Origin of the sequence: Curtobacterium sp. PhB142, from assembly GCF_004341255.1 — a bacterium.
Classification (GTDB): Bacteria; Actinomycetota; Actinomycetes; order Actinomycetales; family Microbacteriaceae; genus Curtobacterium.
On record NZ_SLUT01000011.1, the window covers coordinates 1 to 14,204 of the forward strand.

The following is a 14,204-nucleotide window of genomic DNA, read 5'->3' on the forward strand; positions in this document are numbered from 1 at the left end:
CGGGGTCGACGCCGAGTGAGTGGAGGCCGTCACGCTGCGCGGCGAGGTCCTGGCCAGAGGTCGAGACGCGGGCGTATCCGACGAGCATGCGACGACTGTAGCGTTTAAGGTACCTTCACCGGGCATTTATGCGGGACAGTCATACGGGAATCGCGGGCCCAGGTAACTGCTGGGTTCTGGCCCTCATCTCAAGGCGTTCAACTCTGCACCGGTGGACGACCGGCTATCGGGACATCGACACGACTGGCTTCGTATGCGTACGATCGGCGCAGCCGGTGCTTCCGTCGGCGCATGGGGAGTGTGTCTCCCGGGTGGGTGGGCTCCGTTTGTGGAGCTCACATGGCTGTCGTCTATCGGCGTCTCCTGGCTGACCGTCCCTTCGCGGCCGGCGTCGGATCGGTCGTCCTCTCAGCCGTCGCGCTCGGGATGATCCCCCTGTCGCTGATCCAGTCCTCCGGCGAGTCCTTACTTCCGGGGCCTTTGCCGCCGGCGTTTTCGCGCTGGCGAACGCGGTGGGCGTCCCGATCCAGGGGACGCTGATGACTCGGATTCCTGCGCGTTGGGTCGTGGGCACCAGCGCGGGTGTCAAGCTGCGTCTTCATGCTCGTGGTCGCAGCGGCGCCGTGGTCGGCGGCGCAGCCGGTCCTCCTTGCTGGAGCCGGGATGTGTTCCGCAGAACCAACCTCCGTCGTGGGTCGGTACAGTCGTCCGTCACCGCCACGGGACCACCGGCATCGTCGAACTGGCAACGCTCGTGCATCAGGACCGCTTCGGCATGCCAGTGCTGCTAGTCCGGCTGATCCTCATGGTGTTCGGCTGCGCCGCGCGGCGACTGGAGCGGCAGCGCGTTCACAATGTGCACGGGCGTTCCGGCGCTCGCTCGCGGTGTGGTGATCGGCGGCCCTGTGTCGGGGTGGATGCCGTGTCGGGATGCGAGGGCGCCTGCTGCTGGTTCGGGTTCCATGCAGACGCCCTCGCGCTACGACGCCGTCGGGTTCGACATTGGAGTCTTAACGATGCCAGCCCGGTAACAGGGTGTCGGGCATCCGCGGCTAGGGTCCGCGGAGTAGCTCCGATGACAGTACGTACCGACGGGACTCTGCACCGACAAGAGCACCGTATAGGGGATAACCCATCCAGCTGCCGGTGTCTCCACGCATGAGCAACGCCCCGTCGCGAGCGACGGGGCGTTGGCCGTTCCGGTCTGCCATGCACAGCCGGAGTACGTGGGGTGTTACTTGATCTGTGCGGTGATGGTGGCGGTGCCGACGAGGAGGCCGCGCTTGACGGCGTCGGTGCCGAAGGTCTTGTTCAGCAGGCCGGCGGCGTCTTCGGAGACGTGGACGGTGGTGCCGGTCAGGATGGCGTTGTCGCCCTCGAGCTGGAGGGGCTTGAGGGAACCGCCCCAGAGCTCGAACAGGAACGCGTTGGACGCGGCGACCTTGCCGTTGACCAGGACGTCACCGTAGAGCTTCGAGGAGCCCGGGTTCACGACGAAGTTCTCGAGCGTGACGGTGGTGTCGCCGGCCTTCAGGGTCAGGCCGGAGTCGTCGTGGTTGAGCAGGCCCTGCACGTAGGGCTTGTAGTTGCCGTCCGGCGACCAGTACGTGACCGACCCGGCGGTGATCGGGAACGACACCGACCCGTCAGCCAGGGTCGCGTCTCCCGAGACGCCGGGGGTGAGCTTGAGGGCGGTGAGGGCGTCGGTGAAGCCGGAGTCGAGCTTCACGGCGGTGGAACCACCCAGGACCTCGGGGACCGAGGCGACCGGTGCGGGGATCTTCGACGACGACGACGAGACCGTGTGGATGGTCGGGGTGGCGGCCTGTGCGGAGGAGATGCCGAACGCGGCACCGCCGAGCACGAGGGCGCCGGTCGTGGCGAGGGTGATGGAGGTCTTCAGGCTCTTGCGCATGGTGATCGTTTCCTTTGCTGAGGTGTCGCGCTCGGCGCGGCTGCTGTGTGCGCGCCGAACACACCCTGGTGCAGGGTGGAGAACCAGCAATGTGCGGCTGGTGAGCGCTCCGGGTGGTTCCCGGTCTGTGCAAGCTATTCGGCGCCCTCCGACGAGGAGATTGGAACCCCGTACCCCGTTACCGCATCGTAATATTTGTTGTGGGAAATGTAACCTGTTCGAGGGTCGTGTATTTGTCGGAGCCCGTCTCGATCCAAGATCGGCTACTGAGACGCTGCTGCGTCTGATTCAGGGCAAGGAGAAGGTGCAATCTGCTCGGCGGCGGCGGCGTGTTCCGCGTCAGTTGGCAACCGTGCCCGTGCCTGGGTCAACGACCTCTCCCGTCCGGTCGACCTGCGCGTGCAAGCCGAGGCCCCGCACGATGAGCCCGACGACAATCCCTGATTCCGTTGCCCACTGCGGACGGTTAATCGCGGACCCGATTCCGTGGAGCACGATGAGGACAGCTCCGGCGGTGACGTCACTGCGGATGGATCCTTCGGCGGCGGCGCTGGCCATCAAGTCCGTGAGCGTGCGTTCCAGTTGGCTCCCACCGTCGGCTTGCGCTGAGGAGTCGACGTCGGCGGCGAGGGCGCGCGCGAGTGCTGCGTGTTCGACGACGTAGTCCACAAACGCGCGGAGGAACACCTCGAGGCGTCGGCCAGGTGGCTGCGTGGAGTCGCTCGCCTGGTCACAGAGCGCGGTGATCTCGTTCCGGTACACCGCCGCGGCCAGCGCGGCGCGATTGGGGAAGTGTCGGTACAGCGTCCCGACCCCCACACCTGCGCGCGCCGCAAAGTCGTCGAAGCGAAGCAACTCGCCCTGATCGAACACTGATCGAGCTGCCGCGATGATGGCAGCCCGGTTGCGGCGTGCGTCAGCTCGCAACGGCTTCTGTTCGGCCATGTGTGCTCCCGTTGACAGGTGGAGACGGTCTCCGTATCGTCTGGAACGGAGATTGTCTCCATTTTAGCAGGGAGTGCGTGATGCGGGTACTGATGTTCGGCCGTGGTGTCATCGCGACGATCTACGGACAGGCGCTTGCGGACGCAGGGCACGACGTCGTGTTCGCTGTCCGGCCGGGCCGGATCGCGGAGTACGGCGGCGAGGTGCACATCGACCTCGTCGACGGGCGGCGATCGGCGTTGGGGCGACGGTCGTTCTCCATGTTCAACACCGAACTGCGCGACGTCTCGGACCCGGGCCAGGGGTTCGATCTCATCGTGGTGAGCGTCGGGCACCACCGTTTGCGCGAAGCTGTTGCGTCCGTTGCCCCGCACGTCGGTGATGCCACTGTGCTGATCTTTGGCAACGTGTGGGACGAACCATTGTCCGCGGTTGCTCCGCTCCCTGAAGACCAGGTTCGGTTCGGGTTCCCCGGTGCTGGCGGCGGTTTCGACAGCGACGGCGTCCTGCACGGTGCTGTCTTCCGCTCGGTCATCCTCGGTGTCGCGGGGACGTCGGCTGACCGACGGGACCGCGTCGTGCAGACGGTCTTCACACAGGCCGGCTTCGTCGTGAAGGAACAATGCGACATGCGTGGTTGGCTCTGGCTGCACTTCGCGATGGACGTCGGAATGTTCTCCCAGGCCCTGCGGAGCAATGGGCTGGCGAACATGATCGGGGACCGGGCCGCACTGCACGAGGCGTTCCGCACGAGCCGCGAATTGCTGCCCGTCCTCCAAGCCCGAGGGGTGGACCTCCGACGTCACCGCGGCGTGATGCTGCCCGCTCGGCTCCCTCGGTTGGCTGCCACCGCTTCGGCAGTGGCCACCGCGCTCGTCCCGATCGCGCGGGTGAGCCTCGCAGCGCACACCGACCCGAACGCAGCCGAGCCCACTGCAGTCATCGCAGACGCACTCGCCACGGCCCGTCAGCTCGACGTCCCCACGCCACGCCTCAACCGGGCGGTGCAGGCGGACCGGTAGGGAATCCCTTGTCGGAACGCCGAGCACTCAGCTTTGGCGGTCATTCGGTACGGTCAGGGACGTGGGTGTCCTCTTCCTTGCGGTTGGTGCGGTGATCTGCATCGCCTGGGGCTGTGCCCTCATGCTTTTCCCAGGCCCGATCGCACGCTCTGCGCGGAAGGTCGAAGGAGAGTTCTGGGGACGCCAGATCACTCCGGAGCTGACGCGGTTCATCGGATGCGGATTCTTCCTCGGAGGCCTCATCGCAGCAGTGACGCTGGTCGTCGGACTCCTCAGACACTGACTCGTCAGGTGCCCGCTCGAGGATCGGCCACCGGACAGCGGCCAACTACGCCTCACTGCCATCAAGTCGACCTGGTTGGGTGGAGTCCATGTGGATCCCCGGACTCATCGCTGGGCCGGCAATCGTTGCAGTAGCGGTCACCGCGTTCGTGTGGCCGGCGCCGATCGCGCAGTACTTCGTCGACGCCCAGCGGAGCGCCCGCGGTCCGCAGAGTGCGATGACTCCGGGGCTCGTCCGCGTGCTCGCGGTAGGGCTGGCACTGATCGGCATCGTCTGGACACTCCTATCCATCTTCGGTCACCCCGAGTGACCAGAGAGTCGCAGGCGCGACCAAATCGAGTCCGGTAGGCGATCCGCTACCGGACGCCGGAACGCATCTGGCTTCGTCGGCCCACCCATGTCGAGGGACCCCAGCATCATGTTGCGCGCTGGTAGGGGCTACGGACCGTATGAACCACTCACCGAAGTGAGCAGCTGCCCGCCGTTCAGGATCAACACGAACGTGATTCCAGTCGCGGAGGCAACAGCGACTGCAACCAGGGCCGCGATCATTCCAGTCCACCGGCGGTACCGCCCGCTGACGGCAACCGCGCCAAGGACGACTAGTCCCAGGACATGGGTGAGCACCAGCGGGATGCCGCCCATGAGCAGCGTCGTGCCAGCCATCGTGGTGCCCGCAGCAACAGCCTTCGGCTGTTCGGTAGCTTCCTCCAACGAGGCAAGACTGAGCCACAACCACGCGCCGGCCATGATGGGCAGCCCGAGCACCGCGAGAACCCAGAACAACACCGCACTTCGTGTCGACTTCCAGCCGCGCTCTACAGACGGACCCTTCAAGGCGCGATCCCCATGGTCAGTACACGCCGTCGGGGTAGGGCTGGTCGCACTGCTCCGCTGTATGACCCGGCCCGGCCATCCGGCGAATAGTGAGCTGTTGACCGACGGCCAGCTCGTGCCCGTATACCTCTGGCTCTTCATTGGCGAGGTAGATGTCGGCAGTACAGAGACTGAAACGCGCAGCGATTCCTGTCACGGCGTCCCCCGATGCCACGGTGTAAACGAAAGACAAGGGACCGCCGGTGACGCTTCCATTCGCCGTCACGGTCCTCCCGTGATCTTCCGGCGGAGCACTCTCGGAGACCGCAGACGTCGAAGCCGACGGCTGACCAGAGGACGGGACCGGAGTGGCGTCGGGTCCGGAACTGTCAGTGCAACCGACAGCGGTGAAAGCAAGAACGGCCATCATGGCAACCGACGCGATCGTGCGCATCGAGACCCCCATCTCGTCGACTTCGGCGTTCGCGCCGACTCTACCGGGGCCGCCGAGCAACGGCGTGTGCTGTCGGATCGTCTACCGATAGCGGATCGGCTACCGGACCGCCGAGCGCTCGCCTGTTGGACTACATCAAGAACTCGGTCGCTGCTTCGACCCCTTCAGTCATCAGGCTCCAGCTCGGCCGGGCGAAGTCCTCCCGTCTCAAGCGCACCCTGACCTCGTCAACGACCTCACCGGCGCGGGTCTGGGCGCGAGTGACACCGTTGAGCTCGTAACCGAGCTTCGCGGACACCCGAAGGGATGGCTCGTTCCAAGCGACTGCGCTCGACTCCGCCCACTCAGCTCCCAAATGGTCGAACGAGAACAGCAGTAGCGCCGCCCGCATTTCGGTCCCGAGCCCGTGGCCCTGATGTTCGAGGGCGAGCCATGAGCCGCTCTCGACGGTCTTGCGGGCGTTGAAGCGGCGAGCGTGCAGCTCTTGGACCCCGACCGGTGTCCCCTGGTGAAGCACGGTGAAGCTCACACCCCACGAGTCACGGCTCACCCCGGACCGGAGCTTCCAGTGGTACTGCGCGAGAGAACGAGCCAACGTTGTCGGTTCTGCGTCCGTCCATGGGACACCGAACGGCATCCGAGCGGGATCGTGGACGCCGGACAGGGCCACGTCGACGAGCCCAGGAAGATCCTCGTCGCGCAGGGGCCGCAGTTCCAGCCGAGGAGTGATGAGGCGCAGCCCAAACAAGGGCCAAACGTGATCGAGATCCATCGCCCAACGATAAGAGCGCGGCGTCGAACGTTACGGGCCAGCGATGTCCCGTTGGCCGATTGACTAACGGACGCGCCCTACCCGGTCCCCATCTGACTCGTCGTCTCGAGTGTCCGCTCTCGGTCGTCGCAGAACCAGCGCTGCGCATCCTGCGGCTAGGCACCCGCAGACGGCTGCCGCCGGCAGGACAAGTTGCCAACCGCCCGCCGTCAACAGCAGACCGCCCAGACTGGCCGCGATCAACGCAAGCACTCCCACCACGACCGATGCACGACGCACCGGATGTGCCGCGGGTGCGTCCTCGGCGCGGTTCCGCACGACTATCCCCACCCGAGTGACGACCGCGGCGACCGCGACTCCCAATGGGACAGCGATCTGTGAAGCGAAAGCCACGGATCGCCAGTCCACGTAGCTGAACCTGATCATCCCGAGGCTGAACATCCCGACCGCGAAGACTGCGCCAGCAGAGACGACTACAGCGGGGAGGGCCGCTCGGCGTAGACAACTCATCGTCCTCGTGTCCCGAGACTGACCCATGTGGACAGGCTAGGACGCACATCGGCATCATGCGACCGAAGGGCGAGCGGACCTCGTTGCAGAAGTTGCTTGACCGACGTCGCGCCCGATGACCGATCCGTCAGCGAGACAGGTTGCTACGCCAGCGGTGGCCGGAGTGCGGCTGCTTCAGCCGCGGCGAGACCTTGCTCGGCTGAGGCGAGAAGAGCGGTGTCGTGTCCGCGTCGGAGCTCGACCGTTTGACGGAAGTCCTCGATTGCTCGGTCCGCGCTGCCGGCGGCGAGCAACGCCTTCGCTCGGTGTTGCCGCATGACGGCCTCGCGGGCTGTTCCAGCGCACTCCGCAACGAGTCGGTCATACTCCCGGACCGCGCTGAGGTGATCACCCAGATCACGTTTGCAGTCTGCGATCAGTGCTCGCACGCGCATGCTCTCTGGGAGTCGTTCGAGGCGCTCGAGGGCGTTCTGCGCGTGACCGGTCCACAACAGTTCAATGACTGCAACCAGCGGGTCACCTGCCATGCCGTCACGGAACTTCGCGAGATCGGTGATCGCTGGCCGAAGGTCAGCGCACCGAATGACCCAGCCAGGTCCGCCCTCGACGTCACTCGTCATTGCAACACCGTAGAACGGATTGCCCGTGATCCCTCATCTGCTCGCCAAGACGACCGCGGCTCGCCCGGTAGTCGACCGGCTAATGGGCACGTTCCGGAGCACAGAGGCGATCCGATCGGACCGCGATAGTAGGGTGCCGACCGTTATGACCCGGAAGTGTGGGTGTCGAAGGAGGCGGCATGATCGCGGAGCTCAACAGACTGGTCGACCTGATCGAAGGTCGCCTGAACGACAACCTCGACGTTGCATCCTTGGCGAGGGAACTCGGCACGACGGAGTACCACCTCCGTCGAATGTTCTCGTCACTCGCTGGGATGCCCCTGTCGGAGTACATCCGGCGTCGCCGAATGTCAGTCGCGGCAGCGGATGTCCTCGGAGACGGAAACCTGTTGAGCATCGCGGTGCGGTACGGCTACGGCTCCACCGAGGCATTCGGTCGAGCGTTCCGATCAGTGCACGGTGTCAGCGTCGGCAGCGTCAAGCGAAATGGCGGCCCCCTTCGAACGCAACCGCAGCTCAGGTTCCGCCTGACCGTAGAAGGGAACATCACCATGGACACCCGCATCACCGATCGACCGGCGTTTCACCTCATCGGCCACGCCATCCGCGTGCCCCTCATCCACGAGGGCATCAACCAGCAGATCCAAGCCCACATCGCCTCACTTCCGGCAGCAGAACACGCACGCCTCAAAGCCCTGAGCGACACCGAACCGGCCGGCCTGCTTCAGGTCAGCGCCGACGTCGACCCGGACTACACCGAGGGGAGCGAACTGACCTACCTGCACGGAGTAGCCGTCACGGAGAAGGCGCCGATGATCGGAGATCTCGACACGATCGAGGTTCCGGCCGGCACGTGGGCCGTGTTCCACACCGAGGGCGAGTATCCGGCTGCGCTGCAAGAGGCATGGGCCGCGACCGCGACCGACTGGTTCCCGTCGAACCCCTGGCGGCTCCGGCCTGGACCGTCCATCGTCGCGGTACTCGACCGCGCTGGCGACTTCAGCACGGCCACCTGCGAGCTCTGGCTCCCTGTCGAGCGCGCTGAGTAGAGAAGGACCTGTCGGCCGTGGGATGCCGGCAGGTCCGCCGCCCGTTGATGGATCCGCTACCGGGACGCGATCACGACACAGAGCGAAGCGAGAAGGACGACACAGAGCGAAGCTGCTCACACCTCAGCGAACGCGGGATCCGGAGGAAGCGGCTCAACTTCCCGTGACGGGACTCAGCTGACGGCAGGGTCAGCGCGCGGCGTGCTCGCGTGCTTCCATGGCGTCCCAGGCGAAGCTCGCGAGCCAGTGCGTGGAGTAGTACTCCTCGCCGACGCTGGCGGCCAGACCCGAGGCCAGCAGCCGGTCCGCCGCCTCGTCGAGCAGGCTCGCGAGCCCGTCGTCGTCGAGCTCACCGGCGCGCAGGGCGTCCGCGATGCGCCGGGCCGATCCCGCTCGCGACAGGTCGAGCCCGAACAGGTGCACCTGCTGCGGGTCGTTCTCGTCGCGGACCACGGTCGACTGCAGGATCGCGTCGCCCGACCGCACCTGGGCGAAGAAACCGTCCGACCACGTCGCGAACTCGGCCGGGGTCAGCACGGCGCGCATCAGGTCGGCCTCGGCCAGTCCGGCGGACAGGAAGTCGTGTCCGCTGCGCTCCCAGGGGAACGGCCACCCGGCGTCCTCGCCGAACCACTCGCGCGCCGCCCGCTCCACCGTCGCGGCGAGCTCGTCGCGGCCGAGCGCCCGTGCGGCGTCGAGCACGAGCAGCAGCCCGAACGCCGAGTTCGAGTGCACCCCGTGCCGCACTGGGTGGGCAGCGCCGTCGACCCAGCGGGTGACGAGGTCCTCGAGCACGTCGACGACGGGCGCGAACCCGGGGGCGAGCTGCCGGATGGCCGGCACCTCGGACGCGGAGACCTCGGCGGCGAGCTTCGCGAGCCAGGCCCACCCGTAGGGGCGCTCGTAGTGCGGCGTCGTGTGGAAGTAGGCGGCTTCCGTCGCCAGGTGATCCGCGCGCAGGTGGGCTTGCAGGATCGTGGTGAGCCGGGCCTCCAGGTCGGCCGGCAGGCCGTGCGCGACCAGACGCGCTGCGAGCCAGTGCATGTGCACGGACGAGTGCCAGTCGTACGACGTGGCGAAGGCGGGGTGCAGCTCGACCGGCAGCGCCCGGTCGTCCGGGCCGGACGTCGTGTGGTGCGCCGCGTACGGGTACTCGCGCGAGGTGTTCTCGGCGGCGACGGCCGCGAAGCGGTCGGCCCACGCGGCCCGGGTCAGGTCGAGCGGGGCAGCATCAGAAAGCGACAAGGTACATGACTCCCATGTTGACGACGAGCAGGATGGCGGCGGTCGGGATCTGCGCCTTGATCGGACCGTACTTGTCCCGCATCTCGAGCAGGGCAGCCGGCACCAGGTTGAAGTTCGCGGCCATCGGCGTGACGAGCGTTCCGCAGAAGCCGGCGAGCATGCCGATGGCGAAGATCGCGGCGGGGTTGCCGTCGAAGCCCTGCACCAGGACGGGCCAGCCGATCGCGGCCGTCATGATCGGGAAGGCGGCGAACGCGTTGCCCATGATGATCGTGAACAGGGCCATGCCGAGGCAGTAGACGACCACCGCGGCGATCAGCGACCCGCCGGGCAGGATCGACTTGATGATCGTGCCGACGGCGTCGCCGACCCCGGCCTGGGTGAACACGATGCCGAGGGTGGAGAGCATCTGCGGCAGCAGCGCCGCCCACCCGATGGCCTGCAGCAGACGACCGCCCTCGCGGATGGGCGTGGCGATCCTCGGCGGGCGCAGGACGAACACCGCGACGACCACGGCCAGCACCGAGCCGATGCCCAGTCCGGTCAGGGTCGCACTGCCCTCGGCGAGCAGCGGCGCACCGCCGATCGAGACGAGCGGACCGAGCGTCGCCACGAGGACGGCGACCACGGGCACGACCAGCGCCGGGATGAAGAGCTTGTTGCCGAACCGGGTGGCGAACGCCGCACGCTCGTCCGGGCTGGTCGTCGCGAGGACGCTCGTGCTGGCGGACGGCTTCGTGGCCGCAGCGGTGGGTTCGGCCGGACCGGTCTCCGCCCCCGTGCCGGCACCCGGGATGCTGGCGACCCGCGTGCGACTGGTGGTCCCGGTGAACCCGAGCCCGGCGAGCGCGACCATCACCAGGACGGCGATGCCGAGCACCCACGACGGCGCGGTCTTCGCGGCGACGAAGGTGCCGTAGAAGAACGAGACCCCGAGGATCCCCCAGAACGCCGCGTTGCCGAGTCGCTTCGCGTGCGAGGTGTCCGTGACGATGAGGACGGCGACCGCGATGAAGAACGCACCGATGAGCCAGTAGAGCCATTCGCTGGTGATCACGCTGCCGCTCCCTGCGTCTGGGCGTCCACGCGTGCGTCGGCGGCCATCTTGTCGAGCGTGCGGTCGAACAGCAGCAGCCGCGTGCCGTGGACCAGGAGCGCGGCGATACCGGTCGGGATCGCCCACAGCGCCAGGTCGATGGGTTCGAGCGACAGACCGTAGGTGGCATCGACGAAGGTCGTGATGAGCAGGATCGAGCCGACGGCGACGAAGACGTCCTCGCCGAAGAAGACCCCGACGGTGTCCGACGACGCCGAGTAGCCCTTGATCTTCTCGCGCATCCGCTCGTCGATCCGACCGTACTTCTTGATCGCCGCCCCTTCGGCCATCGGGTGCACGAGGGGCCGCACGGTCTGCGCCGGCCCGCCGATGCTGGTGAGGCCGACCGCGGCCGTGACCTGCCGGATGGCCAGGTACCCGGCCAGCAGACGACCCGTCGTGAGCTTGTCGAGCTTCGCGATCAGGCGCTTGGCCTGGTCCTGCAGCCCGTAGCGCTCGATCAGGCCGATGACCGGCAGGACGAGCGCGAAGGTCGTGACGGACCGGCTCGACGCGAAGCCGTCGCCGAACGCCGTGAGGATGCCGACGGGACCGATCCCGCCGATGGCCGCGGTGACGATGCCCGCGACGGTCACGACGAGCAGCGCGTTGATGCGCAACGCGAACCCGATGATGACGACGGCGACGCCGATGAGGACGAACATGCGGGACAGTCTGGACCGCATTGTTCAACAATCGCAAGGGGGCGTTCTGCTCTGTAACACGACGGTCACACGGTGCGGGGTTCGCACCTGCGATGCCCGAGGCCGTGTCAGGATCGGGACATGACCCGAACCGTCAGCGGCGCCGACTCGACGGCCGACCGGCTGCGCACCATGATCGCGGCGGGCGAGTTCTCCCCCGGGGCACAGCTGTCGGAGGAACGGTTGAGCGACCAGCTCGGGGTGTCACGGAACACCCTGCGCGAGGCCTTCCGGCTGCTCGCGCGGGACCGGCTGGTCGAGCACGTGTTCAACCGCGGGGTCTTCGTGCGACGCCTCTCCGCCGAGGACGTCACGGACCTGTACTCCGCCCGTCGGGTGCTCGAGGAAGCCGCGGTCCGCGCGTGCTCGCCGACGTCACCCGCGCTCGACGCAGCGGCGGCGGCCGTCACGGCTGCACGGGACGCTGCCGCCGCGGGCGACTGGGGCGCCGTGGGCACCGCGGACATCCGGTTCCACTCCGAGCTCGTGCGCGCGGTCCCGAGCGCGCGCATCCACGGCCTGATGGACGGGCTGCTCGCCGAGATGCGGCTGGCATTCCTGACGACCGACGACCCGGGGTCGTTCCACGCCGAGTTCGTGGACCGGAACGACGCGATCGTCGCGGCGTTGCGCGCCGGCGACCAGGCAAGGGCGTCGGCGCTGTTGGCGGACTACCTCGACGATGCGGAACAGACGCTGCGGGTGGCCGCGGACGCGGCAGCCTGACGGGAGGCCCGGTGCGGGTCCTGCCTGCGCGCTCGGCCCGCCTCGACTAGCGCTGGTACCGGCCGAGGCCGCGCTTCCTGTCGCGGAGTGCGGCGGTGAGCATGCTGCCGCCGAGCACGAGCCACAGGACGGCCATGATCGCGCGGAACGTGCTCGGATCGATGATCGCCAGGACGCTCCAAAGCACACCGACCGCGAGCCACACCACGCCGACCCAGACCAACGGCCGCCCGAAGGTCGCGCGGAGGAACCGGTTGTCGCTGCTCATGGGCCGAACCCTACGCCCGGCCGTGCGACACGTCAGCCCCCGACGAGTGCCTTCACCGCGTCGATGACGATCTGCCGACGCCGCGCAGGTGCGACCGCCGCAACCAAGGAGCCGTACTCGGGAGAGGCCGAGCTCCAGAACGCGGCGAGGTGCATCACCAGGCCCAGCAGCACCGCCGGCCGGTAGCTGCGCGGCAGAACCCCGGCGCGCTGGGCGTGCTCGACGGCGGCGACGGCCTCGGCATTGCTGGCGATGACGGCTTCGAGCGCACCGTCACTCCCCCGCTCGAGGCGGTGCCACGTCGCGAGCCGTTCGACCCAAGGACGCCGGACGTACGAGTCGTGCAGGCGGGCAGCCCACTCGGCGAGGTCGTCGGTGTCGACGGGGACCTCGTCGAACATCTCGGCGACGGTCTGGGCGAGGAGCGCGTCGAAGAGCCCCTCCTTGCTGCCGAAGTAGTGGAAGATCTGCGCCTTGTTGCTCGACGACGCCGCGGCGATCCGCTCGATCTTGGCGCCGACGAGCCCAGCTGCGGCGAACTCGTCGCGTGCTGCGAGCAGGAGTCGTGCGCGCATCGCGTCGGCGGCTGGGGGCGTGAAGCGTGCCATGCAGACAACCGTATCGACCGAGTCGGCACCGCGAAGCCGGACGGCCGCGATGCCGGGCCGGTCAGGCGCGATGCCCTGAAGCACAGCAGCGAACACGACGCGCTGGTGACGTTGAACATTTCACCGGTTACCGGCAGGTTGGTGTTCATTCGGCGAGGGACGCCGATCAGGAGGGAAGACCCATGACGTCGACTACCGCCTCAGCGAGCAAGCTCGCAGTCGTTGGACTACTAGCAGCCGGACTGTGCGCACCGATGCTGGCCGCCCCGCCAGCTCAGGCAGCGACAGGAGTTCCATCGTCATCGGTCGCCTCGATCGTCCAGGATCTCGACCTTCAGGCCGTCGATGTCGAACGGGGATTAGCGCTCATCGAGAGCATTCCGGAAGCTGTACTGCTGAACGGCCAGTCTGCGTACGAGGAATGGGTAGCTGGTAACCCGACGATGCAGCGAGCGGCTCGGGCGAGCATCCTCGAGTGCACGGGCGCGATCGCCCTCATGATTGCATCGACGGCATTCCCAGTCGCCAAGATCTTGAAGATCAAACGTTTGATCAACTCACTCGGCGGTGTCACAAAGGCAGTCCGAATCATGTGGGGCGCTTCGTTCAGCTGGGAGAAGATCCGAGCCCTCGGCGGGGCCGCGGCCGCACTTGGTGCAGAGCTCCTCGGGGTCGCGGCCGTGAAGCGAGGGTGCTTCCGATGAGTCGCTGGACGCCAGCACTGATCGTCCTGGGTGGAATCGCGTTGACCGCCTGCGCATGGCTCACGCTCGACCTGCTCTACTCGTGCATGGCCGCGCTCGCGACGATCACGTACGCCACCTTCGCACCGGGCATCGTGGGAAACACGCCGATCCCGCGAGGGTCAGCGCCTGACCCCAGCCAGGTGAAGAGATGGCGCGAAACGCACCCGGGCTCGACCGTGAGCGAAGCAATCGCAGCCGTCACGAAGCGCTGAGGAGTCGGCTCGGAGGCCTGTCGGGACAGCGCCTCCGAGCCCCTCCCGGTGCCGCTGACTCCGCGCACCATGGCTGCCGGCGCGCGACCAGTGATGCATTCGTGCGCGAGAGAGTCGGTTTGCCGCGCCGAGAATGCCCCCGCGCACGAATCCCCCGCAAATGGGCAAGAATGCGTCCCCCGATCCTCCCTAGGCTCATGACAAGCGCACCAC

At 67.4% G+C, this 14,204-nt stretch carries 17 protein-coding genes; 7 read left to right on the plus strand and 10 right to left on the minus strand.

The annotated features are described in order from the left end of the window. Positions 1–1,234 precede the first annotated feature (1,234 nt). Together EDF31_RS17575 and EDF31_RS17580 are read right to left on the minus strand one after the other, a co-directional pair. On the minus strand, positions 1,235–1,915 hold the full coding sequence (locus EDF31_RS17575; RefSeq protein ID WP_131847090.1) for a hypothetical protein: 681 nt from the start codon (positions 1,913–1,915) through the stop codon (positions 1,235–1,237). A 339-nt stretch (positions 1,916–2,254) separates the two neighbouring features. Then, complete coding sequence (locus EDF31_RS17580) at positions 2,255–2,860, minus strand: TetR/AcrR family transcriptional regulator (protein ID WP_131847092.1); 606 nt, start codon at positions 2,858–2,860, stop codon at positions 2,255–2,257. 80 nt (positions 2,861–2,940) lie between these two features. Between EDF31_RS17580 and EDF31_RS17585 the strand changes: the two genes are divergently transcribed. From EDF31_RS17585 to EDF31_RS17595, 3 genes are all read left to right on the plus strand, one after another. Further along, positions 2,941–3,882 carry a 2-dehydropantoate 2-reductase N-terminal domain-containing protein gene (locus EDF31_RS17585; RefSeq protein WP_131847094.1) on the plus strand — a complete coding sequence of 314 codons (942 nt, stop codon included), beginning with the start codon at positions 2,941–2,943 and terminating at the stop codon, positions 3,880–3,882. Between the two features lie 61 nt (positions 3,883–3,943). Next, positions 3,944–4,165, plus strand: a complete 222-nt coding sequence (locus EDF31_RS17590; RefSeq protein WP_131847096.1) for a hypothetical protein — start codon at positions 3,944–3,946, stop codon at positions 4,163–4,165. Positions 4,166–4,253: 88 nt separating this feature from the next. Then, complete coding sequence (locus EDF31_RS17595) at positions 4,254–4,475, plus strand: hypothetical protein (RefSeq protein WP_131847098.1); 222 nt, start codon at positions 4,254–4,256, stop codon at positions 4,473–4,475. Positions 4,476–4,603: 128 nt separating this feature from the next. Here the strand turns inward: EDF31_RS17595 and EDF31_RS17600 are convergent, their stop codons facing one another. The 3 genes from EDF31_RS17600 to EDF31_RS17615 form a co-directional block, all read right to left on the minus strand. Further along, positions 4,604–4,951 carry a hypothetical protein gene (locus EDF31_RS17600; protein ID WP_131847100.1) on the minus strand — a complete coding sequence of 116 codons (348 nt, stop codon included), beginning with the start codon at positions 4,949–4,951 and terminating at the stop codon, positions 4,604–4,606. Positions 4,952–5,565: 614 nt separating this feature from the next. Further along, a complete protein-coding gene (locus EDF31_RS17610; protein ID WP_131847104.1) occupies positions 5,566–6,207 on the minus strand; it encodes a GNAT family N-acetyltransferase in 642 nt (213 codons plus the stop codon). Between the two features lie 653 nt (positions 6,208–6,860). Then, positions 6,861–7,337: a hypothetical protein gene (locus EDF31_RS17615; protein ID WP_131847106.1), complete on the minus strand. Its 477-nt coding sequence runs from the start codon at positions 7,335–7,337 to the stop codon at positions 6,861–6,863. A gap of 179 nt (positions 7,338–7,516) precedes the next feature. Between EDF31_RS17615 and EDF31_RS17620 the strand changes: the two genes are divergently transcribed. Further along, positions 7,517–8,386: an AraC family transcriptional regulator gene (locus EDF31_RS17620; RefSeq protein ID WP_131847108.1), complete on the plus strand. Its 870-nt coding sequence runs from the start codon at positions 7,517–7,519 to the stop codon at positions 8,384–8,386. 189 nt (positions 8,387–8,575) lie between these two features. Here the strand turns inward: EDF31_RS17620 and EDF31_RS17625 are convergent, their stop codons facing one another. From EDF31_RS17625 to EDF31_RS17635, 3 genes are read right to left on the minus strand one after another with little or no spacing between them, the layout of a single operon-like run. Next, on the minus strand, positions 8,576–9,631 hold the full coding sequence (locus tag EDF31_RS17625) for a DUF2891 family protein (protein ID WP_243650125.1): 1,056 nt from the start codon (positions 9,629–9,631) through the stop codon (positions 8,576–8,578). Next, the gene (locus tag EDF31_RS17630; RefSeq protein ID WP_123291729.1) at positions 9,618–10,688 is read right to left on the minus strand and encodes a DUF979 domain-containing protein; all 1,071 of its coding nucleotides are present in this window, start codon (positions 10,686–10,688) and stop codon (positions 9,618–9,620) included. The genes EDF31_RS17625 and EDF31_RS17630 overlap by 14 nt, the downstream gene beginning before the upstream one ends. Beyond that, a complete protein-coding gene (locus EDF31_RS17635) occupies positions 10,685–11,392 on the minus strand; it encodes a DUF969 domain-containing protein (protein ID WP_131847110.1) in 708 nt (235 codons plus the stop codon). Before EDF31_RS17635 ends, EDF31_RS17630 begins: the two co-directional genes overlap by 4 nt. Before the next feature lie 120 nt (positions 11,393–11,512). Between EDF31_RS17635 and EDF31_RS17640 the strand changes: the two genes are divergently transcribed. Further along, the gene (locus tag EDF31_RS17640; RefSeq protein WP_131847112.1) at positions 11,513–12,157 is read left to right on the plus strand and encodes a GntR family transcriptional regulator; all 645 of its coding nucleotides are present in this window, start codon (positions 11,513–11,515) and stop codon (positions 12,155–12,157) included. A gap of 46 nt (positions 12,158–12,203) precedes the next feature. On the opposite strand, the gene EDF31_RS17645 is transcribed toward EDF31_RS17640, so the two are convergent. Together EDF31_RS17645 and EDF31_RS17650 are read right to left on the minus strand one after the other, a co-directional pair. Further along, positions 12,204–12,425, minus strand: a complete 222-nt coding sequence (locus EDF31_RS17645; RefSeq protein ID WP_131847114.1) for a hypothetical protein — start codon at positions 12,423–12,425, stop codon at positions 12,204–12,206. Positions 12,426–12,457: 32 nt separating this feature from the next. Continuing rightward, positions 12,458–13,033: a TetR family transcriptional regulator gene (locus EDF31_RS17650; protein ID WP_131847116.1), complete on the minus strand. Its 576-nt coding sequence runs from the start codon at positions 13,031–13,033 to the stop codon at positions 12,458–12,460. A gap of 182 nt (positions 13,034–13,215) precedes the next feature. On the opposite strand from EDF31_RS17650, the gene EDF31_RS17655 reads away from it, so the two are divergent. Then, positions 13,216–13,737 (plus strand): hypothetical protein, encoded by a 522-nt coding sequence (locus tag EDF31_RS17655; RefSeq protein WP_131847118.1) that lies wholly within the window; start codon positions 13,216–13,218, stop codon positions 13,735–13,737. Continuing rightward, positions 13,734–13,991, plus strand: coding sequence for a hypothetical protein (locus EDF31_RS17660; RefSeq protein WP_131847120.1), 258 nt, complete (start codon positions 13,734–13,736; stop codon positions 13,989–13,991). The genes EDF31_RS17655 and EDF31_RS17660 overlap by 4 nt, the downstream gene beginning before the upstream one ends. The last annotated feature ends 213 nt before the right edge of the window (positions 13,992–14,204 follow it).

Excerpts from the sequence above, each read along its gene's own strand:
- EDF31_RS17655 (WP_131847118.1), top strand. The coding sequence starts at position 13,216 with ATGACGTCGACTACCGCCTCAGCGAGCAAGCTCGCAGTCGTTGGACTA.
- EDF31_RS17575 (WP_131847090.1), bottom strand. The coding sequence starts at position 1,915 with ATGCGCAAGAGCCTGAAGACCTCCATCACCCTCGCCACGACCGGCGCC.
- EDF31_RS17595 (WP_131847098.1), top strand. The coding sequence starts at position 4,254 with ATGTGGATCCCCGGACTCATCGCTGGGCCGGCAATCGTTGCAGTAGCG.
- EDF31_RS17645 (WP_131847114.1), bottom strand. The coding sequence starts at position 12,425 with ATGAGCAGCGACAACCGGTTCCTCCGCGCGACCTTCGGGCGGCCGTTG.
- EDF31_RS17580 (WP_131847092.1), bottom strand. The coding sequence starts at position 2,860 with ATGGCCGAACAGAAGCCGTTGCGAGCTGACGCACGCCGCAACCGGGCT.
- EDF31_RS17585 (WP_131847094.1), top strand. The coding sequence starts at position 2,941 with ATGCGGGTACTGATGTTCGGCCGTGGTGTCATCGCGACGATCTACGGA.
- EDF31_RS17615 (WP_131847106.1), bottom strand. The coding sequence starts at position 7,337 with ATGACGAGTGACGTCGAGGGCGGACCTGGCTGGGTCATTCGGTGCGCT.
- EDF31_RS17620 (WP_131847108.1), top strand. The coding sequence starts at position 7,517 with ATGATCGCGGAGCTCAACAGACTGGTCGACCTGATCGAAGGTCGCCTG.
- EDF31_RS17610 (WP_131847104.1), bottom strand. The coding sequence starts at position 6,207 with ATGGATCTCGATCACGTTTGGCCCTTGTTTGGGCTGCGCCTCATCACT.
- EDF31_RS17635 (WP_131847110.1), bottom strand. The coding sequence starts at position 11,392 with ATGTTCGTCCTCATCGGCGTCGCCGTCGTCATCATCGGGTTCGCGTTG.
- EDF31_RS17650 (WP_131847116.1), bottom strand. The coding sequence starts at position 13,033 with ATGGCACGCTTCACGCCCCCAGCCGCCGACGCGATGCGCGCACGACTC.
- EDF31_RS17660 (WP_131847120.1), top strand. The coding sequence starts at position 13,734 with ATGAGTCGCTGGACGCCAGCACTGATCGTCCTGGGTGGAATCGCGTTG.
- EDF31_RS17640 (WP_131847112.1), top strand. The coding sequence starts at position 11,513 with ATGACCCGAACCGTCAGCGGCGCCGACTCGACGGCCGACCGGCTGCGC.